Consider the following 24,023-nt stretch of genomic DNA (forward strand, 5'->3'; position numbering starts at 1 on the left):
CATATCTATATCTTGGATAGACGTCAACCTAAGTGAACGCTTGGTGAACAACGACCTCGGTGTGGCTTCGAACACACGGTTGGCGCCAGGCCCGCACCTATGGTGAATAGATGGCTATCACTGAATTGGGCGCCGCGGAGGAAGCGGGCGGGGCGGCAGCGGAGAGCTGCAGTCCCGGCCTTGCGTGCCTGCTCATCGAGCGCGACGAGGCCGAGCGTCTGGCCCTCATGCTCAAGGCCATCGCCGACCCCACGCGGCTGCAGATCTTCCGCATCATCGAACGCGCGCCGGCCGGCGAAGCCTGCGTGTGCGACCTGGCCGACTGCCTGGGCTTCAGGCAGCCGACCGTCAGCCACCACCTCAAGATCATGACCGAGGCGGGCCTCCTGAACCGCGAACGCCGCGGCACCTGGTCCTGGTACTCGGTCAACTACGACGGCCTGAACAAGGTGCGCGCGATCCTGCAGCCGTCGGTCGGCGCACTGGCGGCCCAGGCCCTCGACCGGGTGTAGCCGCAGGGCACCACAGCTTCAGCCGCCGTACGGCGAAAGGACCGGCCCGTCGAGGAACCGGTCCTTCTTTGTAGCCGCTCAAAGCCACTTAGCCGAGGTGGTCGGCCAGTTCACGCTCCAGCGCGGCCTTCGGCTTGGCTCCGACGATCGTCTGCACGACCTCGCCGCCCTTGTAGACGTTCATCGTCGGGATCGACATCACGCCGTACTTCATGGCGGTGTCCGGGTTCTCGTCGATGTTGAGCTTGACGATCTCGATGGCGTCGCCGTGTTCGGCCGCGATCGCCTCCAGGGAAGGGGTGAGCTGGCGGCACGGGCCGCACCAGGCCGCCCAGAAGTCGACGAGCACGGGCTTGTCTCTGCCCAGGACGTCCTGCTCGAAGGAGGCGTCGGTGACGTTCTTGATGGCCATGCGGGTCTCCTCGTAAAGGGGTGGGGCGGGTGCCGTCAGACGGCGGCGACGGCCTCGGCCGCCTCGGGCTGCTTGTCGGTGAGGGCGGCGAGGTACCGCTCGGCGTCCAGTGCGGCCGCGCAGCCGGAGCCGGCGGCGGTGATCGCCTGGCGGTAGGTGTGGTCGACGACGTCGCCCGCGCCGAAGACGCCGGGGATGCTCGTGCGTGTCGACGGGGAGGCGACCTTCAGGTAGCCCTCGGAGTCCAGCGCCAGCTGGCCCTTGAAGAGCTCGGTGCGCGGGTCGTGGCCGATCGCGATGAACAGGCCGGTGGCGTCCAGCTCGCGCGTTTTGCCGGTGAAGGTGTCGCGCAGGGTGAGACCGGACAGCATGCCGTTCTCGTCGTGGAGCTCGGCGACTTCGCTGTCGAGGGCGAAGGAGATCTTGTCGTCGGCGAAGGCGCGGTTCTGCATGACCTGGGAGGCGCGCAGGGCGGAGCGGCGGTGGACGACGGTCACGGAGCGGGCGAAGCGGGTGAGGAAGGTGGCCTCCTCCATGGCGGTGTCGCCGCCGCCGACGACCATGATGTCGCGGTCGCGGAAGAAGAAGCCGTCGCAGGTGGCGCACCAGGACACGCCCCGCCCGGACAGCTCGTCCTCCTTGGGCAGGCCGAGCTTGCGGTAGCCGGAGCCGGTCGCGATGATCACGGTGTGCGCCCGGTAGACGTTCCCGGCCGTGTCCGTGACGGTCTTCACCTTGCCGATCAGGTCGACCTCGACGATGTCGTCGTCGATCATCTCGGCGCCGAACTTCTCGGCCTGGGCCCGCATGTTCTCCATGAGCTCGGGGCCCTGGACGCCGTCGGGGAAGCCGGGGAAGTTCTCGACCTCGGTCGTGGTCGTCAGCGAGCCGCCGACGAAGATCGCGCCGCCGAAGACGAGGGGGTTGAGGTCGGCGCGGGCGGTGTAGAGCGCGGCGGTGTAGCCGGCCGGGCCCGAGCCGATGATGATGACGTTGCGTATGCCCGCAGCCGTGTCCGTCGCCGTGCTCATGCCTGGGGCTCCGGCGCGATCTCCTTGATCAGGCCCTCGATGAGCACCTTGATCTCGTCACGGATCGGACGCACGGCCTCGACGCCCTGACCCGCCGGGTCCTCCAGCTGCCAGTCCAGGTACCGCTTGCCGGGGAAGACCGGGCAGGTGTCGCCGCAGCCCATGGTGATGCAGACGTCCGACTCCCTGACCGCGTCGACGGTGAGCATCTTCGGGACCTCGGCGGAGATGTCGATGCCGACCTCGGCCATGGCCTCGACGGCGGCCGGGTTGACGTTCGCGCCCGGGTTGGAGCCGGCGGAGCGGACCTCGACGCGGTCCCCGGCCAGGTGGGTCAGCCACGCGGCGGCCATCTGGGAACGGCCGGCGTTGTGGACACAGACGAAGAGCACGGAGGGCTTGTCGGACATCAGAAGGTCTCTCTTGTCTCACGACGGCATCAGGTACAAGTGACTTCAGCACCCGGTGGTGTCAGCCACCACTGATGTGAGAGTATCAGTCCATGATGACGTCAGTCGACACTGATCTGATGCGAGTCCTCGCCGACCCGCTCCGCCTCCAGATCGTCACCCTTCTCGCCAAGGAGACGCTCTGCTCCACGCACCTGATCGAAGAGACCGGCGCGAAGCAGACCAACGTCTCCAACCACCTGAGAGTGCTGCGCGAGGCAGGGGTGGTCGAGACGGAGCCGTGCGGCCGGTACACGTACTACCGGCTCAAGCCCGACGTCATCGCCCAGCTCGCCGGCCAGTTCGCCGACCTGGCCGAGTCCGCTCGTAACGCCGCCGACAACAAGAGGGCCTGCCCGTGACCCGCACTGAAGCAGCCGCGACCGCCGAGGAGTCCTCGGTCGTCGCGAAGCTGTCGACGCTCGACCGTTTCCTCGCCGTCTGGATCCTGCTGGCCATGGCCCTCGGCCTCGGCCTGGGCAGGCTCATCCCCGGCCTGAACGACGCCCTCGCGAAGGTCGAGATCGGCGGGATCTCCCTGCCGATCGCCGTCGGCCTGCTGATCATGATGTATCCGGTCCTGGCCAAGGTCCGCTACGACAAGCTCGACACCGTCACCGGCGACAAGCCGCTCATGATCTCGTCGCTGGTCATCAACTGGATCGTCGGCCCCGCGGTGATGTTCGCGCTGGCCTGGATCTTCCTGCCGGACCTGCCCGAGTACCGCACCGGCCTGATCATCGTCGGCCTGGCCCGCTGCATCGCCATGGTCATCATCTGGAACGACCTCGCCTGCGGCGACCGCGAGGCAGCAGCCGTGCTCGTCGCGCTGAACTCGGTCTTCCAGGTGCTGGCCTTCGGTCTGCTCGGCTGGTTCTACCTGGACATCCTGCCGGGCTGGCTGGGCCTGGGCGACGGCGAGCACCTGGACATCTCCATGTGGAAGATCGCCCTGAATGTCGTCATCTTCCTCGGCATCCCGCTGCTGGCCGGGTTCCTCACCCGCCGCATCGGCGAGCAGAAGCTGGGCCGCGAGAAGTACGAGTCCAACTTCCTCCCGAGGATCGGCCCGTGGGCGCTGTACGGCCTGCTCTTCACGATCGTCATCCTCTTCGCCCTGCAGGGGAAGACCATCACCTCGCAGCCGCTGGACGTGGCCCGCATCGCGCTGCCGCTGCTGGTGTACTTCGCGGTGATGTGGTTCGGCACGTTCGCCCTCGGCAAGGTCATCGGCCTGGCCTACGACCGCACGGCGACCCTCGCCTTCACCGCGGCTGGCAACAACTTCGAGCTGGCCATCGCGGTCGCCATCGCCACCTTCGGCGTCACCTCCGGCCAGGCCCTGTCCGGAGTCGTCGGACCGCTCATCGAGGTCCCCGTCCTGGTGGCGCTGGTCTACGTGTCGCTGGCCTGGCGGCGGAAGTTCAGCGCCGCCCAGCAACTGACGCCGGCACCGCAGGAGGGCTGATGCACTGCCTGGACTGTTACAGCGGTGGACGGCAGACACCGGCGATCGGCGTCTGCCAGCAGTGCGGCAGCGCGGTGTGCGGGGAGCACTCCCAGCTGGGCGAACAGTTCCTGACCTGCACCAAGCCCGTGTCCCGCACCCACTTCGTCGACCCGCCGGTACGGCGTCTACTGTGCCTGCGCTGCACACAGGCCCACGAGGCGTACGCCTCATGCTGTCCCGCGTCCGCCAACACCATCCGGACGTGATGACGGGCATCAAGCACGCGCAGGCGGTGGTGATCGGCGGCGGCCAGGCCGGGCTTGCCGCCGGTTACCACCTGCGCCGCCTCGGCGTGGACTTCGTCATCCTCGACGCCCAGGCCGAGCCGGGCGGTGCCTGGCAACACACCTGGGAGTCCCTGCACTTGTTCTCCCCGGCCGTGTACTCGTCGCTGCCGGGGCGCCCGATGCCCATGCAGGTGGGGGAAACGTACCCGGACGCAGGCCATGTGGTCGGCTACCTCACCGAGTATGAGCGGCGGTACGACCTTCCCGTGCACCGCCCCATACGCGTCACCGGAGTCCACCGTGACGGCGAGTTCCTGCGCGTCGAGACCGACACGGGCGTCTGGCGAGCCCGGGCCGTCATCAGCGCCACCGGCACCTGGTGGCGCCCCTTCCTGCCCGCAGTCCCCGGCCGGGCGGACTTCTGCGGGCGGCAGCTGCACACCATCGAGTACCGCAGCGCCCGCGCCTTCGCCGGACAACGCGTCATCGTGGTCGGCGGCGGCAACTCCGGTGCCCAGATCGCCGCCGACCTGGCGTACGACACCGAGCTGACCTGGGTGACCCGGCGTCCGCCCCGCTTCCTCGCCGACGACATCGACGGCCGCGCCCTCTTCGACGCCGCCACCGCCCGCCGCCGCGCCCTCGAAGAGGGCCGCACCGACACTGGCGGCGTCGCCTCGCTCGGCGACATCGTCGCCGTACCGCCCGTCCGCGAGGCCCGCGACGCCGGACGGCTGAAGGCGGCACCCATGTTCGTACGCCTCGACCGCGACGGAGCCGTGTGGGCCGACGGCACGCGGGCGCCAGCCGACGCGGTCATCTGGTGCACCGGCTTCCGCCCGGCACTCTCCCACCTGGCACCGCTGGGGCTGCGCGGCGTTCACGGCCACATCGCCACTGAGGGAACGCGGGCACTGGACGAGCCGCGCGTGCACCTGCTCGGCTATGGCGACTGGACCGGCCCCGCCTCCGCCACCCTCATCGGCGCCGGGCGCCCCGCTCGGGAGGCCGCCCGCGACATCGCCGGCCTGCTCGCGTAGGACCCGACCGCCCGAAGATCCTCCGCCCCAGCGGCAGCGATCCGTCCTGAGCCGGGGCCATCTGCCGGAACGGCCTCGCGTTTTCAGCGGGGCGGACAATCACGTCGCGGGGCGCTATGGGGGCGCAGGCGTTCGCGGTTCAGGCCACTGCCGGCGCGATGGTCAGCAGCTTGCCCATCGCGGCCAGCACGGACGGCTCGACCCGGTAGTACACCCAGGTGCCGCGCCGTTCGGAGGCGAGCAACCCGGCCTCCTTCAGCTTCTTCAAGTGGTGGGAGACGGTCGGCTGCGAGACGCCGACGTCAGAGATGTCGCACACGCACGCCTCGCCACCCTCGTGCGAGGCCAGGGCTGAGAACAGCCGCAGCCGCACCGGGTCACCGAGCGCCTTGAACATCCGCGCGGCAGTCTCGGCCTCCTCCGCCGTGAACGGGCGCTCGGTGAGCGGCGGGCAGCACAGCGCCACCGCCTCACCGGCGGCGGCATCCAGCAGCGGCAACACCTTGGTGTTCGACATGCATCTATGTTGACACATGTCGAAGCAGCCGGGCGAGGGTCGGACAGCATCAGGAACGGGCGACGTGGATGGTGAGGTGCCGCGCGACCCGGGCGGCATCCCGGCCGACCCCGCGCAGGGACGTGGCGAGGGTGCCCGTTAGCGTCGAGGGCGCCGAGCGGGGCGAGATAGCCCAGGTCGGGGCGGTGGCCGGTGGCCAGCACGATCGCATCCACTGCCTCCGCGCTTCCGTCGGCCCAGACGCACCCGAGTCCGGGTGCGGATCTCGGCGTCCAGCCGCTCGGCGCAGCGCAGCAGATAGGCGACGACCTCGTCACAGTGCGGGTAGCGGTCGCCGCCGAACGGCAGCCCGGGCAGGGAGCCGTACCGGGCTGGCGAGAAGAAGGTGAGGCTGTCGTAGTAGCGCGGCCACGACCCCGCCGCCTGCTCGGAGCCTCCAGCACCACCGGCTGTAGCCCCTGCCCACGAAGAACGTGCGCGGCGGCGAGCCTGGACTGGCCGCCACCGATCACCGCGACGTCGACCTGCTCCACAAGCCTCATCCTCCTGGATTTGATGAATATCTATGTTGACGTTTATCAATACAGATGTCATGCTGGGCCGCGCAAGCCATCGACGAATGTCGAAGCAAAGGGGAATCTCGTGAACGCGCCCACCACCGACCAGCTGCCCGTCGTGGTCGTCGGAGCCGGCCCGATCGGGCTGGCTGCCGCCGCCCGTCTCGTCGAGCGCGGTATCGAACCGCTCGTCCTGGAGTCCGGGCCGTCCGCCGGCACCGCCGTGCGGGCCTGGTCGCACGTGCGGCTGTTCTCCCCCTGGGCCGAGATCACCGACCCGGCCGCCGAGAAGCTCCTCGCCCCCACCGGCTGGGCCCGCCCCGACAACGCCGCCTACCCCACAGGCGGCGACTGGGCCGAGAAGTACCTGCAGCCGCTCGCCGACGTTCTCGGCGACACGGTCCGCTACGGCACCACGGTCACCGGCGTCGCCCGCGCGGGCCGTGACCGCATCGTCGACTCCGGCCGCGACGAGCAGCCCTTCACCGTCCACATCCAGCTCGCCGACGGCAACGAGGAGCGGATCACCGCGCGCGCGGTCATTGACGCCTCCGGCACCTGGTCCACGCCCAGCCCGATGGGCGCCGACGGCCTGGCCGCCCTCGGCGAGAAGACCGCCGCCGAGTGCATCTCCTACCGCGTCCCCGACCTGGGCGACCCGGCCGTCCGCGCCCGGTACGCGGGCAAACGCACCGCTGTGATCGGCTCCGGCGCTTCCGCCTTCACCGCCCTCGCCCACCTCGCCGACCTGGCCAAGGAGGAAGACGGGACCCACGCGGTGTGGATCCTGCGCCGTGGCATCAACGGCTCCACCTTTGGCGGCGGCGAGGCCGACCAACTGCCCGCCCGCGGCGCCCTGGGCCTGCGCGCCAAGGCCGCCGTCGAGGCCGGCCACGCCAGCGCGGTCACCGGATTCCGCACCCAGTCTGTCGAGCGGAACGCCGACGGCCTGCTTGTCCTCGTCGCCGACGACGGGCGCCGCCTGGACCCGGTCGACGAGGTCATCGTCCTGACCGGCTTCCGCCCCGACCTGTCCTTTCTCTCCGAGATCCGCCTCGGGCTCGACGAACGCCTCCAGGCCCCGACCGCGCTGGCCCCGCTGATCGACCCGAACGTCCACTCGTGCGGCACCGTCTACCCGCACGGCGTGAACGAGCTCTCCCACCCCGAGCAGGACGTGTACCTGGTCGGCATGAAGTCCTACGGCCGCGCCCCCGCCTTCCTCGCCCTGACCGGCTACGAGCAGGTCCGTTCCATCACCGCCGCCCTCGTCGGAGACCAAGAGGCCGCCGAACGCGTCGAACTCACCCTCCCCGAGACGGGCGTGTGCGGCGGCGCGGGCCTCTTCAACGAGCCGGAGAACGCCGAACAGTCCGGTGGCGGCTGCTGCGCCGCCCCCGCCACGCTCCAGATCGGCATCGGCGCCCCGGCCACCGCCTCCGACGGCTGCTGAATACCCCACCCCCACAAGGAGGTTCGCCATGACATCCCGCGTACAGCTCGCCCTCCGCGTCCCCGACCTCGCCGAGTCCGTCGCCTTCTACAGCAAGCTGTTCGGCACCGAGCCCGCCAAACTCCGCGACGGCTACGCCAACTTCGCCATCGCCGAACCCCCGCTCAAGCTCGTCCTCATCGAAGGCAGCGCGGAGGAGGCAACGCGCATGGACCACCTCGGAGTGGAGGTCGAGACGACCGAAGCCGTCCACGCCGCCACCGCCCGCCTGGGCGAAGCCGGCCTGACCACCGACGTGGAGAACGACACCACCTGCTGCTATGCCCTCCAGGACAAGGTCTGGGTCCACGGCCCCGGCCAGGAACCCTGGGAGGTGTACGTCGTCAAGGCCGACGCCGAAACCCTGGCCAAGCAGCAAGGCACCATCTGTTGCCCCGACCCGGCTGCGGTCGACACCGGCGCGACCGAACCGGTCACCGCGAGCCGCTGCTGCTGACCGCCGGATGACCGACCTTCACACGAGCCAGGCCACGACCGGAACGGGGGACCGGTCGCGGCCCCACGCTGCCCTGCCCGCCCTTTGTACAATCCAGATCACCAGCTGAGGCATCGATCCGACAAAAGCGGTTCCGACAACTGACTTGCCTAGTGAATGGGCCGGAAGTCGCCGTGAATGTATGCGGCGGGCAGCGGTCCGATTCGGCCGAGTTCGGCGGCATGCCGCCGAACGGTCCGCCGTTCCTCGGCTCTGATCAGCTCCCCGGCCCGCTCCAGGTGCTTGTCGGCACCGACGGCGGCGCGGACGATCTCGTTGGCGGCGTCCTGGCGGTCCTGGACCGATAGATCGCGTGGGCCGCCGTGGAAGCGCCGCAGCCAGCTTCCGGCCTGCCGGTGCAGCGACCGCTCGCCGCCGGGGGTGAGAGAGAGCGACTTCACCGGGCGGCCGGAGACTAGCGAGAGGAGCAGCGCCTGCTCATAAGCGTCGGCTCCCCGAAGCAAGGGGACGGTTCCCGGCTCCAGACCGGGTGCCACTTCGCGCAGGGCACGGGTCTCCCGGCCGAAGGATGTCGGGTTCGGGGACAGCTTCGCGAAGGCCCGACCGGTGTCATAGGTCAGTTCCCACACACGGGAGTTGGGGCGGTCGTGGGAGACGTTGCGTACGGAGAGCACTGGGCCGACGATGCCCTGGGCCCATTCCCGCAGCGCGGATGGAATCGGATTGGTGACGCTCATGCCCCCCACCTCGGTTCCGGGCGTGACATATCCGCGATGCCAGCCGAGGCGCTGTCACACATCGTCACATGGGAACGAGCAGCCGCCCGGACGGCCCCGGGCTGTCCAGGGAGGGGATGGGCGATGACGAGGGTGGGGTTCATGGATCCTCCTGAGGTTGACCGGGCGAGAGAACGGGGCGTGCCGGTGGCCGGCGCGGACGGCGGCCACCGGCACGCATCACCAACAGCGCGGCCTGCAGGCCGGGTTGGGGATGACTGATGATGACCGGGACAACGAGCCGGCCACCGCTTTCGAACACGCGTGTTTGAGTCGCGTCTCCGCCCCACGGTTACGGGGCGCATACGTCGCGCACCCCCGAATTGAGGGGCGGACGTGGTACCGGTCGTGGCCGAATCGCCGCGATGCGGTACCCCGGTGGCCCGCCTACACGGGCGGGTCGGTAGCGCGGCTGCTGTGGAGTGGTACGCCGAGGAGCAGTTCTGCGAACTGTCCGGTCTCGGCGGCAGGCGGCGCGCGTCTCGCCGAGACCGCACGCCATAACGCCTGTGGTCCGGGGCTCGGTGCTGAGCGTGCGGGCGGCGGAGAGCAGCTCCTGCTGGTGCTGCCACAGTTGCGGTACAGCGCTGCCGGTGTGATCGATGACAGGGGTGGGCACGGATTCCTCTTCGTACGATGTTCGATGTGCGGTATGTGGCGGGCCTCCTGCGCAGCCGCACCGGAGCGGGTGTGGTCAGACGGACCGACGCGGGCGCGACAGGGTCCGGCGGGGCCGGGACCGGCTAGGCGGTCAGGGGGAAGCAGGCGCGGTAGATGGCCCTCCTGGGAGGTGACGGCGGGGTGCGGAGCCGCTGTCGGTCAAGGCGGTGCGGGTGTGACAGTCCTTGCCGCCATCAGCTAGCGGCGGGGGCGGCAGGAGTTGCTTCGGCACTGTGCGGTATGTGATCGCCTCGGGAGGCTGGCTTGTCAGGCACAGGCGCCGTCCTTTGGCTGCGTTCGCTGTACCTGCCACAGGCGGCCGAGGAGATCGGTAGCCTGCCGGTGTGACTTCTGAGGCATCTGCACCGGACGTGTCCACTGACCTTGCGCTCCTGGTGAAGGCGTACGACCTGGGCCGGGTCCACGAGGTGCGCTACTTGACCGAGGGCCTGATGAATCGCAACTGGCGCGTCTCCACGGCGCGCGGCGATTTCGCGCTCAAAGAGATCCTCGACGTCTCGCTGCCCTTGGCACGCCGCAACCTGGCGGTCGTGGCCGCACTCGCGAAGGCGGGTGTTCCGGCTGCCCCGGCCGCGCCGACGACGGCCGGGGAGTTCGTCTTCGAGACGGACGGCCGTGGCTACGCGCTGTTCCCGTGGGTGGAGGGCGAGCACATCGCCGGGACCGACCTGACCGAGGAGCAGGTGTACGCGCTCGGTGCCGTTCTCGGCCGCATCCACGGGACGCTCAACGAGGTCAGGCAGGAGCTGCTGCCCGAGAAGCCCGCCGGCCTGACCGCCTCGGTGGCCAGCCCGGAGAAGGCGCGTACCGAGGCGGAGCGCTTCCTGGCCCTCGCCGCGGCAGACGGCAGCGGTTTCGCCCAGGAGGTGACCGGCTTTGTGCAGCAGCGCCTGGTGCTCCTCGACAAGTACGCCGGCCAGCGGCCCACCAGCGACACGCCGCTCGGCCCGTTCGGCTGGCGGCACGGAGACTTCCAGCACCTGAACGTGAAGTGGCACCAGGGCCGGATCAGCGCGGTGCTGGACTGGGACCGGATCCGGGTCGGCTCGTTCGGCGAGGAGGTCGCCCGCTCGGCCACCCTGCTCTTCGGACGCGAGCAGGGTGACTTGGACCTGGCCCGGGTGACCGCCTTCGTCCACGGCTACCGGTCCGTGCACGATCTGGCCGACGAGGACCTGACGGACGCGGTGCTGCGCCTGTGGTGGAAGCGGATGTGCGACTACTGGCACCTTGAGTTCCATTACGACCGCGGCGATCACTCGTGCGATCACCTGTTCCTCTCGGCTTCGCTGTTCTTGGAGTGGTGGACGAGTCACTTCGACGAGGTCCAGGCTGCGTTCGTGGCCTAGAACCGGATCAGCGCGCGCACGCCGGCACGCTCCGCGGCGTCGCCGAGGGCGTCGTTGATGCCTTTCAACGGCCGTGTCGAGGTGATCAGGGGCTCGGCGTGCAGCACGCCGCGCAGCAGCATGTCGGCGTAGCGGGGGATGTCGGCCTGGGTCCGTACGGAGCCCATCACGGTGCCGGACAGGGAACGGCCTGCGCGCAGGAGGCGGCCGGGCACGTTGATGTCGGTGTCGGCCGGCACCATGCCGATGACGGTGGCCCGCCCGCCCGGGGCGAGGCAGTGGAAAGCCTGTTCGGCGGTGTCGATCGAGCCGACGGCTTCGATCGCGTGATCCACGCCGATGCCGGTGAGCTCCTTGATGTCGGCGGCCGTGGCCACACTGGCGAGCAGCGTGTCGGTGGCGCCGAGTTCCTCGGCTATGGCCAGGCGGTGCTGGTGTTCGTCGACCGCGATGATGCGCGAGGCCCCGGCGATCCGTGCGCCCTGGACGGCGCCCAGGCCGACACCGCCAGCGCCGATGACGGCGACGGTGGAGCCCGGAGCGGGCCGGTTGACGTTGAAGACGGTCGCCAGCCCGGTGGTCAGGCAGCACGAGAGCAGTGCTCCGGCCTCGAAGGAGATGCCGTCGGGCAGCGGGATGAGCGCGTGCGCGTCAACGACCATGAGTTCGGCGAAGGCCGAGACGCCCAGGTACTGGCGGATCGGTTCGCCGCCCAGCCGCATCCGCTGGTGCTGGCGCTGCTTGGCCGACGGGTCGGTGCAGTAGACCATCGCGCCGCTCAGGCACGCGGCGCACTGGCCACAGAAAGTCTGGTCGCAGACGATGACCCGGTCCCCGGGTGCCACGGTGGTGACGCCCGCACCGACGGCCGCGACGGTGCCGCTGGCCTCGTGTCCGAGCACGGTGGGGGTGGGGTAGGGGAACGCGCCGACGGCGAAGTGGAGGTCGGTGCCGCAGATCCCGGAGGCGGCGGTGCGCACCAGGACCTCGCCGGGCTGCGGCTCGGTGAGCTGGATGTCGCGGATCTCCAGGGGCTGGCCGGGGGCCGGCAGGACGGCGGCCTGGCAGGTGATGGTCACAGCAGAACTCCTTGGAGAGGCGGTCAGGGGTTGAGGTGCCGGTCGAGGACGTCGGCGAGCGTGCGGCCGACGGCGTGCATGTAGTCGGCGGCGGCCACCATGGGCACTTTGAGCACCAGGGTCTGGCGGCGGGCGCGGTTGTAGTGAGGCAGCGCGTCGGGCTCCGGAGGGGCATACGGGGTCAGCCGGACGTGCGGCCACAACTGCCGCAGGAGATCGGGCTGTTGGAAGAGGGGGGCCCTGACCCAGTCGTCGTACATCGGCCGCAGCGGGATACCGGCGGCGACCGCCGCGGCACGCAGTGCCTCCGGCTCGCCGAGGGGTTCGGTGACCGTGAGCGGCGTTCCGTACCAGCCCCGTCGGCTGTCGCTGGCCAGCTCGGGCGCCGTGATGGGGGCTTTGTGGTCGGCGAGCGTGCTAGTGAGGACGGCCAGGTTGGTCTCGGCCGCTCTGGCGCGGTCGGCCAGGGTGCGTAGCTGCTCGCGGGCGATGAGCGCGGAGAGCACCGGCATCCGGAACTTGTAGCCGGCTCCGGTCTGGGCGAGCGGTTGCAGGTCGGGCAGGGAGAGTTCGGCTTGGAGGCGGTGGGGATGGTGGCCCAGGGTGAGGGCGCGTTCGTAGACGGCGCGGGTGCTGGTGGTCAGGATGCCGCCCTCGCCGCCGGAGACGGATTTGGCGTCCTGGAGGCTGAAGCAGCCGGCCGCACCGAGGGAGCCGACCGGGCGGCCGAGGTAGAGAGCCCCGTGCGCGTGTGAGTCGTCCTCGACTAGGGCGAGTGGCTCATCGATGTGGGCGAGTGCGTCCATGGGCGCGGGGATGCCCCAGGCGTGCGTCACGACCGCTGCCGAACAGCGTGGTGCCGCCGCGGCCAGGGCGGCGGGCGCCAGGTTCACTCCGTCCGGCTCCACGTCGCAAAAGATCGGGAAACTCCCGGCGTGCAGCGTCGCGGTGAGCGCCGAGATCCAGGTCATCGGGGAGACGGCGATCCCGGCTTCCGGGTGGGCGCCGGTGGCGTGCAGGGCCGCGTGCAGTGCGGACGTCCCGGAGTTGAACGCGAGCGCATAGCGGGCCCCGGTCAGGTCGGTGAAGGCGTCCTCCAGCGCCTGGATCGCCGGGCCCCGGTTGGTGTCGGACAGGCGCCCGGAGCGGAGCTGCTCCACGACCGCCGACTCTGTGGTGGTGTACTTGTTCTCGCGGGGAAAGGGCAGTCCAACCATCCCTGTTGAGGTGTCAGGCACGGTCGTCCCCCTGCTGCTGGTCGCGGACGGGGACGAGGTGCTTGACGGCCGCCTCGGGGGTTTTGTGCAGGTGGTGGGGTGAGGCGCCGGGCGGCAGCTCGGCGGAAAGGTAGAAGAGGTGCAGTTCCTCGGCGACGTCGAGGACGTCGTGCTCCAGTCCGGGGGCGGTGTACAGGATGTCGCCGGCCTCGACCTGGTGGGCGATGTCGCCGATGAGGACGGTGCCGCGGCCCTCGGCGACGAACCAGAACTCGGCGAACTCGTGGTAGTGGCGGTCGAATCGGGCGGTGCCGTCGGCGCGGATGACGAACTTGCCCGCGGCGGAGGCCGGGCAGTGCTCGGGGCGGTTGGCCACAGTGAGCTTCTGGCGGTCACTGGCACGGATCAGGGTCATCGGTGAACTCCTTGAGGACCGGACGACGTACGAGGCGCGGAGAGCTGGAGAATGCGCGGCACGAGACGGGGCTGGCCGGCGGCGAGGTCCTGGAGATCAGCGGCGATCTGATGTCCGCGCAGCGTCGCCAGGTCCTCCTCACCGTGGGAGGCGTGGAAGGCGAGCAGGAACAAGGCGATGCGCACCCGGTACATGGCCAGGACGGTGCGCTGCTGCTGGTCCGGCGGGTCGGTGAAGTAGGAGCTCGCTAGGGCCTCGGTCAGGTATCCGGGCTCCTGGAGGCTCCAGCCAGCCACGTCCGCCAGCGGATCGCCGCCGCGGACGCTCTCCAGGTCGATCACGCCGGTGATGCCCGAGTCGGCGTGCAGGACATGACGGGCGGTCCAGTCGCCGTGCAGCAGACGAGCAGGCACCCCGGCAACCAGCGGCGCTCGCACACGCAGAGCGGTCGTCACCACTGGTGTCAGGGCGCGCAGCAGGCCGTGGCCCGACGTCTGGGAGGGCGGGCGCAGCAGCCAGGCTTCGATACTGGCGTGCTCGGCCCATCCGTCCAACGTGAGTCGCCCGTACCCGGTGACCTGCACGCTGTGGATGCGTCGCAGGATCAGCCCGGCCTGCTCAGCGGCACGGACAGCCACCCCTCGGTCCGTCGTCGCACCGAGGGACCTGCCCGGGCAGAAGGTCTCCACCGCGAAGTTGTCGGTCTGCCACAGGGGTACCGGCACGGGAACATCGGCGGCAGTGAGCTGCTTGGCGGCCCAGGCGGCGACGGCATACCGGGGAATCCGGCCGGGCGTCGGCACCTTCACGATCAGCTCCCGGCCGTCCGCGCCATCGACGCGGAAGGCATGGTTGTCCACCCCTCCGGACAGCCACACGGGGCGACAGCCGGGTGCGACCAGCCAGGCTGCCACCAACTTGTCGATCACGGACCGGAGTTCAGCAGGCGGTCGGAGATCATGGGGCTGCATCGAGGGCCTCCTGCAGCGGGTCTGGTAGGTCGACAGGGCACGGGCGGGCGAGGGCGGCGGAGCGAAGCGCCGCGTCCAGCAGGGCGATCGAGCCGAGGTTCTGTTCGGCGGCCAGCTCCAGGGAGGAGCCGCCGTGCAGCACGTCGACCATGGCCTCGATGACGAGCTGATAGCCCGCGGGCGCCTCCGGTAAGGGCTCCAGGTTCGCGGAGGGTTCACCGATGGCACCGTGGGTCAGCTGGTCCTCGCCGTCCCAGGTACTCGCCAGGTCCTTGCCGACGGCGCCCCATCGGCCGCTTGCCGGGGTGTGTAAGCCTCCCGAGGTGTAGCCGCCGCGGTAGGAGAACACGGAGCCGTCGGTGAAGCGGAGCAGCAGGGTGGCCAGCGCGCAATGGGCGCCCTGGTGGGGCAGCGGGACCTCTGCGGCCTGGATGTCGAGGGCTGCGGCCGGGATGAGTTGGCGTATCTGGTCGAAGGCGTGGACGGCCAGATCGGTCAGGACGGGCCGACGCATCCGCGTGCGGAAGCCCGGTCGGTGGAGCGTGACCAGGGTGTCGGCGGTGACGGCCCACGGCCCGGGGCTGGCGCGGACGACGTCGCGGAAGGCGAGGAAGCGCGGGTCCATGGCCCGGTTCTGCATCACCAGAAGGTGTCGGCCGACGGCCCGGGCCTGGTGCACCAGCTCGGTAGCCTCGCGCAGACTGATAGCGAGAGGCTTCTCCGTCAGCACGTGCAGACCGGCATCGAGCGCGGCAGCGGACACGCAGGCGTGACGGGCGGGCGGGGTGAGGTTCACCACCGCGTCCAGGCCCGCGATCTCCAACGCCTGCTGCCAGCCGGTCAGCCGGGGCACGGTCAGCTGATAGCGGCGTGCAAGACGCTCTGCGGCTTCCGTGTCCGGGTCGGCCAGGGCCCCGATGGTGATGCGCGGGTCGTCGGCCAGCGTGCGCACCCAGCGCGAAGCGATCAGCCCGCAGCCGAAAACGGCGACCTTCATGCCGCCCTCCTTGCCGCAGGTCCGCCGGGCCCGGGGTCCTGCGGGTGGTGGCCCGCTGCGCGGCGGGCCTGCCGGATGTGCTGAACGGCGCGGGGCACCAGGGCGGCGGTCGGCGGTGTGGAGTCCAGCCGGATGCAGTGCGGAGTGAGCGGCGAAGTGAAGTGCTCGTTGAAGTGCCGTGCGAAGTCGGGGGCGTAGAAGATGGGAGGCATCCCCGGCCGTTTGGCCGCCCGCTCCGCGAGAACGTCCGGGCTGGTGTGCAGCAGCAGGGTGAGCGCGGGAAGCAGGGGACGGGTGTCCAGGATGAGCTGGCGCGCTTGGCTGATGATCGGATAGCCGTGGAGTTCGGCCACGGCGTGGGCATGGGCGAGGAGCGTGTCGACCGTCCGATCGAAGATCACGTCCCGGCCCTGGGCGTCTGCCTCCTCGGCTCGCCGACGCCGTATCTGCTCGACCTCCAGGAGGATGTGGAGGCCGGCGAGCTGCACGTCTGCCGACGGCGCGACCGGAGCGGGCAGCAGGGCCGGGTCAGGGGCGGTGTGGTAGTAGCAGGGCACGACGAGCGGGTCGTCGAGGGCCTGGGCCAAGGCGCGGGCCAGGGAGGATTTCCCGGCGCAGCTGACGCCTTCAATGCCGATGATCACCGTGCCTCCCGTGACGTGACTGAGGTGTTGGCGCCCGGGGTGGGGCGCCGGTTGGTCTTGGGGGCCATCGCCCGTTCGGCACCGGGCCGTGCTGGGGGGTGGACGAGGGCTAGCGCGGGCCCGGCACTGCTGACGAGGTAGGCCAGCAGCAGTTCGAAGCTCGCCTGTGCCCGCTCGCGTGGGCTGAGCAACTTGCCTTCAACCACGGCGAGTTGACCGACAGGGGTGACCAGGCCCAGCCAGAGGGCGATGGCGGCCGTCGCCCTCACCGGCAGGCGGGTCGAGGGCCACAGCAGCAGATACAAGCACGTGACGGTGGCTGGGGTGCGGGCCAGCCACGTCGCTCCCCGGTACCACCCCGCCGCGAGTGCCGTCGCGCGCCGGGCCGGAGTGCCACGCCCGCGACGGGTCGCCTCGGCCCAGCAGGCCGAGTAGTCGAGGTAGTTGGCGAACCAGCGCTGTCCCTGCTCCACCAGCGTGCGGGCGTCCTCCGGCCCGGGCGCGGTGGCGGTGTGGTCCACGACGTGAACCGGCACGCGCTCGACGGTGGCCCGGAAGCCGAAGGGGAGGTCGTCCAGCACCGTGTAGGTGGGCAGGCCGTCGAGATTATCGAAGACATCCAGACGGACCCACAGGCCGTGGCCGACGGTCTGGGCCAGAGCGCCGCCACCGGCCAGCATCCGCAGCGGCCCGTGTCCACCGAGGACGGCCCGGGTGTAGCGGCGGAAGGCGGGGATCTCACGGCGCAGGGTCCACAGCGTCTGCAGGCGGGCCGCTCCCCGGCACAGGGCGCGCTCCCAACGGTGCGGGCTGGTCCCCGAGCTGGTGAACCGGGCGGACTGCTGGACCACTCCGGGCAGGCTCCCCTGCCGCGCCGCGTACGCGGCGATGCTCGCCCAGGTCCGCTCGACCAATTCCGGGCCGGGCCGGGAGTCGATGTCATAGACGGCCAGGTAGGCCGGCTTCGGGGTGCGGAGCAGCCCGGCTGCGGCCTGGTTGACCTGGGCGGCCTTGCGTCCGGTTCCGGTGTAGTGGACGTGCCGGATCGGCAGCGCCGCAAGGGCGGGATCGGCCAGGACCGCATCGACGACCTGGTCGGTGGTCGCCACACTATCCAGTGCCGCGGCCACCTCATGGGCGCTGACCGGGCCGGGCCGCTGAAGGCAGCACCGTACGGCCCGCAGCTCGTCGTCGGCCAGCTCCGGGAACATGCCGACGGCCACGGAGTGCGGCTGACGGACACTGCGGGCGGCGATCTGCTCGGCTATCAGGATCCGTTCGGCGCGCTCGCGGGCGGTGGTCACCAAGGTCAGGGTCGAGCCTGGCCACTGCTTCAAGAGCGGTACGAACCAGTCCACCGCGGCACGGATGTGCGGCTGCTCGCGCAGCACGGGGACGACGAAGTGGACAATGCCCGCGACCGTCTCCTCCTCCGACGGGGCCTCGGGCGGGGAGAGCCGGTCGACGGTCGCCAGGGTGCGGCGCATCGCGCCAAGTCCCGCCGCATGCCGTACAGCCGCTGCCACCGCCACGGCGCCAGCCGCACAGCGCATGATCCGGCGATGGTTCATCGGTCCTCCCCGGGCGCGAAGGCCGGCACGTGCCGCAGGTAGAGGTCGCCGAGCCGACCGCCGGGGTAGTTGGTCTGCCAGGGCTTCAGCGGGCCCGCGAAGTGCAGAATCGATGCCGTCCGCTCGTCCTCCAGCAGCGTGGCCAGCGGCATGGCGGGCTCGGCGTGGTGGACGAAGTCGGGCCGGGCCGCGAGCGGTGAGAGCGCGAAGGTGTTCCACGTCCGCTCCAGGCGCAGCCACTGGTCGTCGGCCGCCCAGTTCAGCGCGCACTGGTCCCAGAACCGCACGTGCCCCGGGCGCTCGTGGAGGAAGCGCCGGGCCCGCTCGAAAAGGTGCTGCTCACGGCAGGCTGCCAGATCCAGCAGCATCACCCCGCTGTTGAAGTACTCGCGCGCCCCGTCCAAGCCCAGCAGGTCCCATCCGGGCAGCGCGATCCCGCCCCCGAGGAGAGGGTTCTGCGGGTCACGTACGGCCGCCAGCACGAAGCCGTGCAGATCCTGCCGCAACAGCGGTCGGAGACTACGCAGGACGAGCACGTCGCTGTCAAGGTAGAGCGCCCGCGCATCATCGACCAGTTCCGGGATGGACAGCCGCAGATACACCGCGCCGCTGATCCATCCCGAGACCGGGAATCCGGCCGAGGCCGGGGCGGGCAGCCCGCGCAGGTCCATGCTCAGTCCGAGGCGGTCGGCCTGGCGGCGGAGGGAGTCCTGCCCGTGGGCGGAGAGCTCCTCGTGCAGCACGATCAGCCGCAGATCGGCGAGGTCGTCCAGGTGAGCCGCGGCGAGGGACTGCATGACAATCCCCAGCGGGCGCAGATAGTGCTCGTCAACACCGCACACGATCGGCGGCAACGTCTCCGTGAGGCTCACCGGGCATCGCCCGCCAACGCCGGGCCCGCCGTGGCCGCGCGGGCGGCGTCGATCGTGCGGGACAGCCCCGCCGACAGGTCCACCAGCGGCGCCCAGCCCAGCGACTGCCGAGCGCGGGTGATGTCCGGGCAACGGCGTCGCGGATCGTCCGCGGGCAGAGGCGTGTGGGTGATCGCAGACCCCGATCCGGTCAGCTCACGGATCATGTCGGCCAGCTGCAGCACGGTGATTTCGTGGGGGTTGCCGATGTTCACCGGCCCCCGCTCCCCGCTCGCGGCCAAGGCCAGCAGCCCGCTGACGGTGTCGTCGACGAAGCACAGAGACCTCGTCTGACTGCCGTCCCCGGCCACCGTCAGCGGCTGGCCAGCCAGGGCCTGCGCGATGAAGGTCGGCACCACCCGGCCGTCGTAGGGCCGCATCCGCGGACCGTAGGTGTTGAAGATCCGCACGATGGCCGTATCCACCTGCGCGGTCCGGCCGAATGCCGCCGTCAGGGCCTCGGCGTAGCGCTTGGCCTCGTCGTACACGCTGCGCGGGCCGACCGGGTTGACATTGCCCCAGTAGCTCTCCCGCTGCGGATGCTCCAGCGGGTCCCCGTACACCTCGGAGGTGGAGGCCACCACGATGCGCGCCTGCTTCTGGGCGGCCAGGGTCAGCGCGTTCAGGGTGCCGGCGGAACCGGTCACAAGCGTCCGCACCGGCTGCTTGCCGTAGTCCAGGGGCGAGGCGGGTGAGGCGAGATGGAACACGTAGTCGATCCGCCCAGCGATGTGCAACGGCAGCGTCACGTCATGGAGCAGCAGTTCGAACGCGTCGGCTTCGAGTGCGGCGAGGTTCTCCGACCGGCCGGTCGAGAGATCATCCACGCCCACCACGTGTGAGCCGTAGGCGATCAGGCGCTCGCACAGATGGGAGCCGAGGAAGCCTGCGGCCCCGGTCACCATAGTCCGGCTGCCCCGGAGCGCGGCAGCCTGCGCCGGGGTGCACCCGTCGTTGGGGAGTGGCTTGGTGCTGGGCATCTTGTTCAACTCCTCACGGTCACAGGGGAATGCGTGCGCGATGCGGGGTGGAAGGTGCTCAGCCAGGCGTCGGCGATGTGGTGCCGCAGGTCGGCGGAGAGTTCGTAGAAGCCCGGCGGGTGCGCAACGTTCACCAGCTGGGTGAGCGCGAGCAGCATCTCGGCCTGGACCAGGTGGATCGACGGGCCCAGGGCGGAGCCGTGCAGGAAGTTCACGGCGTTGCCCTCGTGGAGGAGGTGGAAGCTGCCACCACGGTGTCGGTAGCGCGTGATGTGCTCAGCGACCGGCTCGCCCGTGAACTCCTCGTCCATTCCGGTCAGGTCGAATTCGTCATCGGCCGAGGTCACGCTCGCCACGTACGCGCCCTCGCGTAACAGTCGCAGGTCGGCGGTGCTCAGGCAGCGGTCGCCGGTGGCGCAGAACACCAACTCGGCTTCCGCGAGAGCGTCGTGGAGGCGTGCCGCCGGGTAGCCCGCGCTGAGTGCGTTGACCAGACGCAGGGGATTGCGCTCGACCACGGTCACGGGAACGCGGCGGCCGTGCAGCGTGTCGGCGATGCTGGAGCCGATCTTCCCGTAGCCGATCACACAGGTTGGGCGGCCGGTCAGCACTTCACCGGTGCTGCGCAGCAGCGCTTCGGTGGAGAACACGATGCTCTCGCCTACGTGCCGGTCCTCCGCCTCCTTCAGCGGACTGCGGGCCACGTTGTAGACGGCACACGGCGGCTTGCCGAGCGACTCGTAGCGGCGCAGCCCGTTCTCGGTGTCCTCGACCACGCCCAAGATCTGGCCGGAGAAGCCCGTACACGCCCTTGCCAGGCCGGGGGCGAAGTAGCCACCCACGTCAAGGGGAACCACCGGCTGGCCGGCCGCCCGCAGTTCCAGGTACTCCAGCAACGCCTCCGGCTGGGCCAGCTCGCCGCGGGTGAGGTCGTCACAGGGGGCCAGCCCTTCCAACGGTCGGCGGATCGACTGCTGTACCGATTTGGGCTTGGGAACCACGGAGGCCAACGTCGAGATACGGCGCAGCGACCGGAGGAACGCCGGCTGGCTCGGCAGCAGATGGGCGACCAAAAGGGAGGCGACCTGCCTCGTCGGCGAGGCAGCTTCCAACACGGTGTCGAAGAACGCCTCCACGGGATTCGCGGCCGTCGCGACCGAGGCGCCTCGCTGAAGGACTGCTCTCTGCGACGGCGGGTGGCCGGAACGGTCATGCCATCCATGGAGGGAGGAGGGGATGGCGAGCGCAGGAGCGAGCTGATCGTCCATGGCGTGCCCTTCTGGGGGTGATGGTCTGCCTGTGCCGTCCGGTACGGCTGAGGCGGGCAGGCGGTGCCCCCGGCCTGGTCGGAGAAGCGATGGTGTTGTTCGTGTCCGCGGCAACGCGGCAGCTGTACGACCGCGCCGGGCTAGGGCGGCGCGAGGTGGTGGGGCCATACAGCAGGTGGGCGGTCGGGGTGCGGGCGTGGCATCTCGACGTGGCTGCTGATGAGCGCCGACAGCCCATTGATCGTCTCGGCACGGCGCTGCATGAGGTGGACGCGGCGGCCTTGCTGGTCCGTCCGGAAACGGACCTCGTGCCAGCCCAGGGCGGTGCTGTAGTGACTGGCAAGTGCGCGCTCGGGTGCGAAGCAGCGGACCCAGGACCGTGGTTCGGGCAGTCGTGCGGCGAAGTCGCAGACCCACATCGTCATGAGCAGTCCGATGCGGTCACCGCGATGATCCGGATGGGTGTGCGTCATCGTCATGATCACACTGGGCTGCTGGCGTTCCTCAACTGTCCATCCGAGACCGAGTATTGGTTCGGTCAACAGCGCGGTGCATCCCAGGACCTGGTCGTCCTCATAGAGGCCCACAGCCACGTTGGTGTCGTCCGGCTCTCTGATCAATCCGGCCAGGGCATCGGCGTTGCCGTGTGACTCCTTACTGCGTGCTCGTAACCACCGCTCTCGGGCGGCAACCAGCGCGCCGACCTGGTCCCGGGACTCGGGACCCGCAAGACGCATCTCGTACACAGGGGTTCTCGCTTCTGTTTCAAGGGAAGGGCGACGGGACCTGCTGAAGGCTCGCGGAGCAGGCCGGGGGGCGAGGGCGTCAGCCGGGCCGGGGACTGCCCGGCCCGCCGCGGGCTCCCATGGCCTCGATCAGGCGATGCGCTGCGGGGACCGTGAGGTCGCCGACGTCGAGGCGGTGCGGACGGGATCGCGAGCAGCTGCTGCAGGCGGGATCCGCGAGGACCATGACGACATCGCCTGTTGCGGCACTCAGGATCGCGCCGGTCCGGGCGGCCAGGTACTCCACGGCACGCCAGTCGTCTTCCGGCTCGGGGTCGACTCCCCTGACCTTGTGCAGGATGCGGCTCAGCAAGGCCGCGTCCTGCACGGCGAGGCACCCGACCGTGACGGCCTCGCGGGTGCCGTGCACGCCCCTGGCTTCGATCCCCCGCTCGGTAAGCGCGGTCCGCAGCTGGTGCGCGGCCTGGTGCGGGGCCGGCAGGTGATCCATGATCCACTGCGCGAGACCGCTCGCGTCGTCGCAGGTAGGGAGTTGGACCCGCAGCGCAGGCTCGGGGCCCACCGCCTCGGCGACGATGTCGGCCTCCACCGAGATGCTGTGCAAGGCGTGTTTGAGCACGCTCGCCGCCGACCGGTCCGGAACCGCCATCCCATCGGGGAAGAAGGTGGAGTCATCGCCGTTGGACAGCAGGACCAGCGTGACGGCCGGGCTGTGCAGCGTGCGGCCCACGTCGCAGACCGAGCGGATCTCGGCCGCGTGCAGCGCATCAACAAGAGCGCGCTTGGCGCCTTTGCGCCGGTCGAGTTCTTCATCGCCCACCTCAGGGTCGGGGACGATCGGGCCGTTACGCATGGACGTTCCTCTTGTCAGGACGGCGTTGCTCAGGCCGCATGTCGGCCCGAGGCCTCTCCCTCGGGAGCAGCTGAAGCCCGGGCGGCGGAGGCAGGGCGGGGGTTACGCGGTGGCGGGGCCGAGGACGACGGGGACCTGCTCGTGGCCGTTGGAGATGAGGCTCGGCAGAGGGCGCAGCTGGTCGGCTTCGACGGCCAGGCGCAGGCCCGGGAAACGGGCGAAGAGCGCGGCGAGCGCGATCCGCGCCTCGATGCGGGCGAGTTCCGCGCCCAGGCACAGGTGGGCGCCGTGGCCGAAGGCGAGGTGGTCGCGGACTGTGCCGCGCGTGATGTCGAAGTGGTCGGCGTCCTGGCCGTGAACGCCGGAATCGCGGCCAGCGGCGGCGTAGTTGATGGCGATGGCCTCGCCCTGGGCGAAGGTGAGGCCGGTGGCTTCGTCGTGGACGTCGCGGACGGGGAAGCGCAGGATGATCGTCGCGATTGGGGCCTGGTGCCGCAGTGCCTCCTCGACGACGCGGTCCCATCCGATCTGGCCGGTCGTGGCCATGGCGAGTTGTCCGGGGTGGAGCAGGAGACTGACCGAGGCGTGGTCGAGGAGATTCACGGTGGTCTCGTGGCCGGCGCCGATGAGCAGCATGAGACTGTCGTCGAGTTCCTGCTCGGTGAGCTGGCCTTCGGCGTGCGCGGCGATGAGACCGGAGGTGATGTCGTCGCCGGGGTGTTCGCGTTTGTGGGCGATCAGCTGGCTGATGAGGCCGTAGACCGCCACGGGGGCCTGGGCCGCCTTCTCGGGGGAAAGGTTGGTGGCGAAGAGGTTTCCGACCTCGTCGCGGAAGTCGTCGTGCAGGTCTTCGGGAACACCGAGCACGGCATTGACGACGAGGAGCGGCAGGCGCCAGGCGAAGCGGGCACGCAGGTCCACGACCTCCTCGGGGCCGCTGGTCTGGAGGTCGTCCAGGAGGGTGTGGGTGATCGTCTCGATCTGCGGTGCCAGCGCCCGGACACGACGCGGGCTGAACGCGGCGGCAAGCGGGCGGCGCAGGCGGGTGTGCTCGGGGCCGTAGGCGGACAGGGCGTTGCGGACGTCGACCCAGATCCGCAGCGGCCAGTCGGCGGGGATCTCCTTGTTGATGTAGGCGGGCCAGTGCTGGTGGGCGTCCTTGGAGATGTCCGGGTGGGTGAGCAGGCGGCGTATGAGGTGCGGGTCGGTGACCGACCAGGCAGGGAGGCCGCCGGGGAGCAGGACGCGGGCGGCCGGGCCGAGGGTGCGCAGGGCGGCGGCCTCACCGTGGATGTCGGTGCCCTTTCCGTCGAGGCGGTAGGGGCAGCCGGTGGCGGGAGTCTGAGTGGTGGTCATGGCGG

Annotated in this window: 27 protein-coding genes and 1 pseudogene; 10 read left to right on the top strand and 18 right to left on the bottom strand. The window is 70.3% G+C overall.

What is annotated here, in order from left to right; all coding sequences use genetic code 11:
* Positions 1 to 110: 110 nt before the first annotated feature.
* Positions 111 to 512 (top strand): ArsR/SmtB family transcription factor, encoded by a 402-nt coding sequence (locus tag ACIRD7_RS09540; RefSeq protein ID WP_403451802.1) that lies wholly within the window; start codon positions 111 to 113, stop codon positions 510 to 512.
* 88 nt (positions 513 to 600) lie between these two features.
* Here ACIRD7_RS09540 and trxA read toward each other — a convergent pair whose 3' ends face one another.
* Genes trxA through ACIRD7_RS09555 form a run of 3 tightly spaced genes read right to left on the bottom strand, consistent with a single transcriptional unit; the run spans position 601 to position 2,365 of the window.
* Positions 601 to 924, bottom strand: a complete 324-nt coding sequence (trxA, locus tag ACIRD7_RS09545; protein ID WP_403451804.1) for a thioredoxin — start codon at positions 922 to 924, stop codon at positions 601 to 603.
* A gap of 35 nt (positions 925 to 959) precedes the next feature.
* Positions 960 to 1,955, bottom strand: coding sequence for a thioredoxin-disulfide reductase (gene trxB / locus ACIRD7_RS09550; protein ID WP_403451806.1), 996 nt, complete (start codon positions 1,953 to 1,955; stop codon positions 960 to 962).
* Complete coding sequence (locus ACIRD7_RS09555) at positions 1,952 to 2,365, bottom strand: arsenate reductase ArsC (RefSeq protein WP_403451807.1); 414 nt, start codon at positions 2,363 to 2,365, stop codon at positions 1,952 to 1,954. The genes trxB and ACIRD7_RS09555 overlap by 4 nt, the downstream gene beginning before the upstream one ends.
* A gap of 92 nt (positions 2,366 to 2,457) precedes the next feature.
* Here ACIRD7_RS09555 and ACIRD7_RS09560 point away from each other — a divergent pair, with 92 nt between their 5' ends.
* From ACIRD7_RS09560 to ACIRD7_RS09575, 4 genes are read left to right on the top strand one after another with little or no spacing between them, the layout of a single operon-like run.
* Complete coding sequence (locus tag ACIRD7_RS09560; protein ID WP_403451809.1) at positions 2,458 to 2,766, top strand: ArsR/SmtB family transcription factor; 309 nt, start codon at positions 2,458 to 2,460, stop codon at positions 2,764 to 2,766.
* Positions 2,763 to 3,872 (top strand): ACR3 family arsenite efflux transporter, encoded by a 1,110-nt coding sequence (arsB, locus tag ACIRD7_RS09565; protein WP_403451810.1) that lies wholly within the window; start codon positions 2,763 to 2,765, stop codon positions 3,870 to 3,872. The genes ACIRD7_RS09560 and arsB overlap by 4 nt, the downstream gene beginning before the upstream one ends.
* Positions 3,872 to 4,120, top strand: coding sequence for a DUF2180 family protein (locus tag ACIRD7_RS09570; RefSeq protein WP_403451812.1), 249 nt, complete (start codon positions 3,872 to 3,874; stop codon positions 4,118 to 4,120). Before arsB ends, ACIRD7_RS09570 begins: the two co-directional genes overlap by 1 nt.
* Positions 4,120 to 5,181, top strand: a complete 1,062-nt coding sequence (locus tag ACIRD7_RS09575) for an ArsO family NAD(P)H-dependent flavin-containing monooxygenase (protein ID WP_403453047.1) — start codon at positions 4,120 to 4,122, stop codon at positions 5,179 to 5,181. Before ACIRD7_RS09570 ends, ACIRD7_RS09575 begins: the two co-directional genes overlap by 1 nt.
* A 139-nt stretch (positions 5,182 to 5,320) precedes the next feature.
* Here the strand turns inward: ACIRD7_RS09575 and ACIRD7_RS09580 are convergent, their stop codons facing one another.
* Both ACIRD7_RS09580 and ACIRD7_RS09585 read right to left on the bottom strand, forming a co-directional pair.
* Positions 5,321 to 5,698: an ArsR/SmtB family transcription factor gene (locus tag ACIRD7_RS09580; protein ID WP_403451814.1), complete on the bottom strand. Its 378-nt coding sequence runs from the start codon at positions 5,696 to 5,698 to the stop codon at positions 5,321 to 5,323.
* 243 nt (positions 5,699 to 5,941) lie between these two features.
* Positions 5,942 to 6,231: pseudogene (locus ACIRD7_RS09585) on the bottom strand (FAD-dependent oxidoreductase); the annotation flags it as partial.
* Between the two features lie 109 nt (positions 6,232 to 6,340).
* Here ACIRD7_RS09585 and ACIRD7_RS09590 point away from each other — a divergent pair.
* Positions 6,341 to 7,708, top strand: coding sequence for an NAD(P)-binding domain-containing protein (locus tag ACIRD7_RS09590; RefSeq protein ID WP_403451815.1), 1,368 nt, complete (start codon positions 6,341 to 6,343; stop codon positions 7,706 to 7,708).
* A gap of 28 nt (positions 7,709 to 7,736) precedes the next feature.
* The gene (locus ACIRD7_RS09595) at positions 7,737 to 8,204 is read left to right on the top strand and encodes an ArsI/CadI family heavy metal resistance metalloenzyme (RefSeq protein ID WP_403451817.1); all 468 of its coding nucleotides are present in this window, start codon (positions 7,737 to 7,739) and stop codon (positions 8,202 to 8,204) included.
* Positions 8,205 to 8,353: 149 nt separating this feature from the next.
* On the opposite strand, the gene ACIRD7_RS09600 is transcribed toward ACIRD7_RS09595, so the two are convergent.
* The gene (locus tag ACIRD7_RS09600; protein WP_403451818.1) at positions 8,354 to 8,941 is read right to left on the bottom strand and encodes a phosphotransferase; all 588 of its coding nucleotides are present in this window, start codon (positions 8,939 to 8,941) and stop codon (positions 8,354 to 8,356) included.
* A gap of 1,070 nt (positions 8,942 to 10,011) precedes the next feature.
* Between ACIRD7_RS09600 and ACIRD7_RS09605 the strand changes: the two genes are divergently transcribed.
* Positions 10,012 to 11,010 (top strand): phosphotransferase, encoded by a 999-nt coding sequence (locus tag ACIRD7_RS09605; protein WP_403451820.1) that lies wholly within the window; start codon positions 10,012 to 10,014, stop codon positions 11,008 to 11,010.
* Here ACIRD7_RS09605 and ACIRD7_RS09610 read toward each other — a convergent pair.
* Genes ACIRD7_RS09610 through ACIRD7_RS09655 form a run of 10 tightly spaced genes read right to left on the bottom strand, consistent with a single transcriptional unit; the run spans position 11,007 to position 20,796 of the window.
* Positions 11,007 to 12,089 carry a zinc-binding dehydrogenase gene (locus tag ACIRD7_RS09610; RefSeq protein WP_403451821.1) on the bottom strand — a complete coding sequence of 361 codons (1,083 nt, stop codon included), beginning with the start codon at positions 12,087 to 12,089 and terminating at the stop codon, positions 11,007 to 11,009. The two genes, ACIRD7_RS09605 and ACIRD7_RS09610, sit on opposite strands and share 4 nt — an antisense overlap.
* A 23-nt stretch (positions 12,090 to 12,112) precedes the next feature.
* Entirely contained in the window at positions 12,113 to 13,306 is a 1,194-nt protein-coding gene (locus tag ACIRD7_RS09615; RefSeq protein WP_403451823.1) for a DegT/DnrJ/EryC1/StrS family aminotransferase, read from the bottom strand.
* A 13-nt stretch (positions 13,307 to 13,319) separates the two neighbouring features.
* Positions 13,320 to 13,721, bottom strand: a complete 402-nt coding sequence (locus ACIRD7_RS09620; RefSeq protein ID WP_403451824.1) for a cupin domain-containing protein — start codon at positions 13,719 to 13,721, stop codon at positions 13,320 to 13,322.
* Positions 13,718 to 14,650, bottom strand: coding sequence for a phosphotransferase family protein (locus tag ACIRD7_RS09625; protein WP_403451825.1), 933 nt, complete (start codon positions 14,648 to 14,650; stop codon positions 13,718 to 13,720). The genes ACIRD7_RS09620 and ACIRD7_RS09625 overlap by 4 nt, the downstream gene beginning before the upstream one ends.
* 28 nt (positions 14,651 to 14,678) lie before the next feature.
* Positions 14,679 to 15,689, bottom strand: coding sequence for a Gfo/Idh/MocA family protein (locus ACIRD7_RS09630; protein WP_403451826.1), 1,011 nt, complete (start codon positions 15,687 to 15,689; stop codon positions 14,679 to 14,681).
* Positions 15,686 to 16,333: a hypothetical protein gene (locus ACIRD7_RS09635; RefSeq protein ID WP_403451828.1), complete on the bottom strand. Its 648-nt coding sequence runs from the start codon at positions 16,331 to 16,333 to the stop codon at positions 15,686 to 15,688. Before ACIRD7_RS09635 ends, ACIRD7_RS09630 begins: the two co-directional genes overlap by 4 nt.
* Positions 16,330 to 17,904 (bottom strand): hypothetical protein, encoded by a 1,575-nt coding sequence (locus ACIRD7_RS09640; protein ID WP_403451829.1) that lies wholly within the window; start codon positions 17,902 to 17,904, stop codon positions 16,330 to 16,332. Before ACIRD7_RS09640 ends, ACIRD7_RS09635 begins: the two co-directional genes overlap by 4 nt.
* Positions 17,901 to 18,776: a glycosyltransferase family 8 protein gene (locus ACIRD7_RS09645; RefSeq protein WP_403451831.1), complete on the bottom strand. Its 876-nt coding sequence runs from the start codon at positions 18,774 to 18,776 to the stop codon at positions 17,901 to 17,903. The genes ACIRD7_RS09640 and ACIRD7_RS09645 overlap by 4 nt, the downstream gene beginning before the upstream one ends.
* Entirely contained in the window at positions 18,773 to 19,795 is a 1,023-nt protein-coding gene (locus tag ACIRD7_RS09650; protein ID WP_403451833.1) for a UDP-glucuronic acid decarboxylase family protein, read from the bottom strand. Before ACIRD7_RS09650 ends, ACIRD7_RS09645 begins: the two co-directional genes overlap by 4 nt.
* A 5-nt stretch (positions 19,796 to 19,800) precedes the next feature.
* Positions 19,801 to 20,796: an adenosylhomocysteinase gene (locus tag ACIRD7_RS09655; protein ID WP_403451835.1), complete on the bottom strand. Its 996-nt coding sequence runs from the start codon at positions 20,794 to 20,796 to the stop codon at positions 19,801 to 19,803.
* Between ACIRD7_RS09655 and ACIRD7_RS09660 the strand changes: the two genes are divergently transcribed.
* The gene (locus tag ACIRD7_RS09660) at positions 20,786 to 20,968 is read left to right on the top strand and encodes a hypothetical protein (RefSeq protein WP_403451837.1); all 183 of its coding nucleotides are present in this window, start codon (positions 20,786 to 20,788) and stop codon (positions 20,966 to 20,968) included. The genes ACIRD7_RS09655 and ACIRD7_RS09660 overlap by 11 nt on opposite strands.
* A gap of 184 nt (positions 20,969 to 21,152) precedes the next feature.
* Positions 21,153 to 21,713, top strand: a complete 561-nt coding sequence (locus tag ACIRD7_RS09665) for a hypothetical protein (RefSeq protein ID WP_403451838.1) — start codon at positions 21,153 to 21,155, stop codon at positions 21,711 to 21,713.
* 175 nt (positions 21,714 to 21,888) lie between these two features.
* Here the strand turns inward: ACIRD7_RS09665 and ACIRD7_RS09670 are convergent, their stop codons facing one another.
* Both ACIRD7_RS09670 and ACIRD7_RS09675 read right to left on the bottom strand, forming a co-directional pair.
* Entirely contained in the window at positions 21,889 to 22,662 is a 774-nt protein-coding gene (locus tag ACIRD7_RS09670; RefSeq protein ID WP_403451840.1) for a hypothetical protein, read from the bottom strand.
* A gap of 102 nt (positions 22,663 to 22,764) precedes the next feature.
* On the bottom strand, positions 22,765 to 24,018 hold the full coding sequence (locus ACIRD7_RS09675) for a cytochrome P450 (RefSeq protein WP_403451842.1): 1,254 nt from the start codon (positions 24,016 to 24,018) through the stop codon (positions 22,765 to 22,767).
* Positions 24,019 to 24,023: the final 5 nt, after the last annotated feature.

The organism is Streptomyces sp. NPDC093568 (assembly GCF_044764945.1).
Classification (GTDB): Bacteria; Actinomycetota; Actinomycetes; order Streptomycetales; family Streptomycetaceae; genus Streptomyces.

Coding starts and splice junctions, on each gene's coding strand:
- ACIRD7_RS09540 (WP_403451802.1), top strand. CDS start 111: ATGGCTATCACTGAATTGGGCGCCGCGGAGGAAGCGGGCGGGGCGGCA.
- trxA (WP_403451804.1), bottom strand. CDS start 924: ATGGCCATCAAGAACGTCACCGACGCCTCCTTCGAGCAGGACGTCCTG.
- trxB (WP_403451806.1), bottom strand. CDS start 1,955: ATGAGCACGGCGACGGACACGGCTGCGGGCATACGCAACGTCATCATC.
- ACIRD7_RS09555 (WP_403451807.1), bottom strand. CDS start 2,365: ATGTCCGACAAGCCCTCCGTGCTCTTCGTCTGTGTCCACAACGCCGGC.
- ACIRD7_RS09560 (WP_403451809.1), top strand. CDS start 2,458: ATGATGACGTCAGTCGACACTGATCTGATGCGAGTCCTCGCCGACCCG.
- ACIRD7_RS09570 (WP_403451812.1), top strand. CDS start 3,872: ATGCACTGCCTGGACTGTTACAGCGGTGGACGGCAGACACCGGCGATC.
- ACIRD7_RS09575 (WP_403453047.1), top strand. CDS start 4,120: ATGACGGGCATCAAGCACGCGCAGGCGGTGGTGATCGGCGGCGGCCAG.
- ACIRD7_RS09580 (WP_403451814.1), bottom strand. CDS start 5,698: ATGTCGAACACCAAGGTGTTGCCGCTGCTGGATGCCGCCGCCGGTGAG.
- ACIRD7_RS09595 (WP_403451817.1), top strand. CDS start 7,737: ATGACATCCCGCGTACAGCTCGCCCTCCGCGTCCCCGACCTCGCCGAG.
- ACIRD7_RS09600 (WP_403451818.1), bottom strand. CDS start 8,941: ATGAGCGTCACCAATCCGATTCCATCCGCGCTGCGGGAATGGGCCCAG.
- ACIRD7_RS09615 (WP_403451823.1), bottom strand. CDS start 13,306: ATGGTTGGACTGCCCTTTCCCCGCGAGAACAAGTACACCACCACAGAG.
- ACIRD7_RS09620 (WP_403451824.1), bottom strand. CDS start 13,721: ATGACCCTGATCCGTGCCAGTGACCGCCAGAAGCTCACTGTGGCCAAC.
- ACIRD7_RS09630 (WP_403451826.1), bottom strand. CDS start 15,689: ATGAAGGTCGCCGTTTTCGGCTGCGGGCTGATCGCTTCGCGCTGGGTG.
- ACIRD7_RS09640 (WP_403451829.1), bottom strand. CDS start 17,904: ATGAACCATCGCCGGATCATGCGCTGTGCGGCTGGCGCCGTGGCGGTG.
- ACIRD7_RS09650 (WP_403451833.1), bottom strand. CDS start 19,795: ATGCCCAGCACCAAGCCACTCCCCAACGACGGGTGCACCCCGGCGCAG.
- ACIRD7_RS09665 (WP_403451838.1), top strand. CDS start 21,153: ATGGTGTTGTTCGTGTCCGCGGCAACGCGGCAGCTGTACGACCGCGCC.
- ACIRD7_RS09670 (WP_403451840.1), bottom strand. CDS start 22,662: ATGCGTAACGGCCCGATCGTCCCCGACCCTGAGGTGGGCGATGAAGAA.
- ACIRD7_RS09675 (WP_403451842.1), bottom strand. CDS start 24,018: ATGACCACCACTCAGACTCCCGCCACCGGCTGCCCCTACCGCCTCGAC.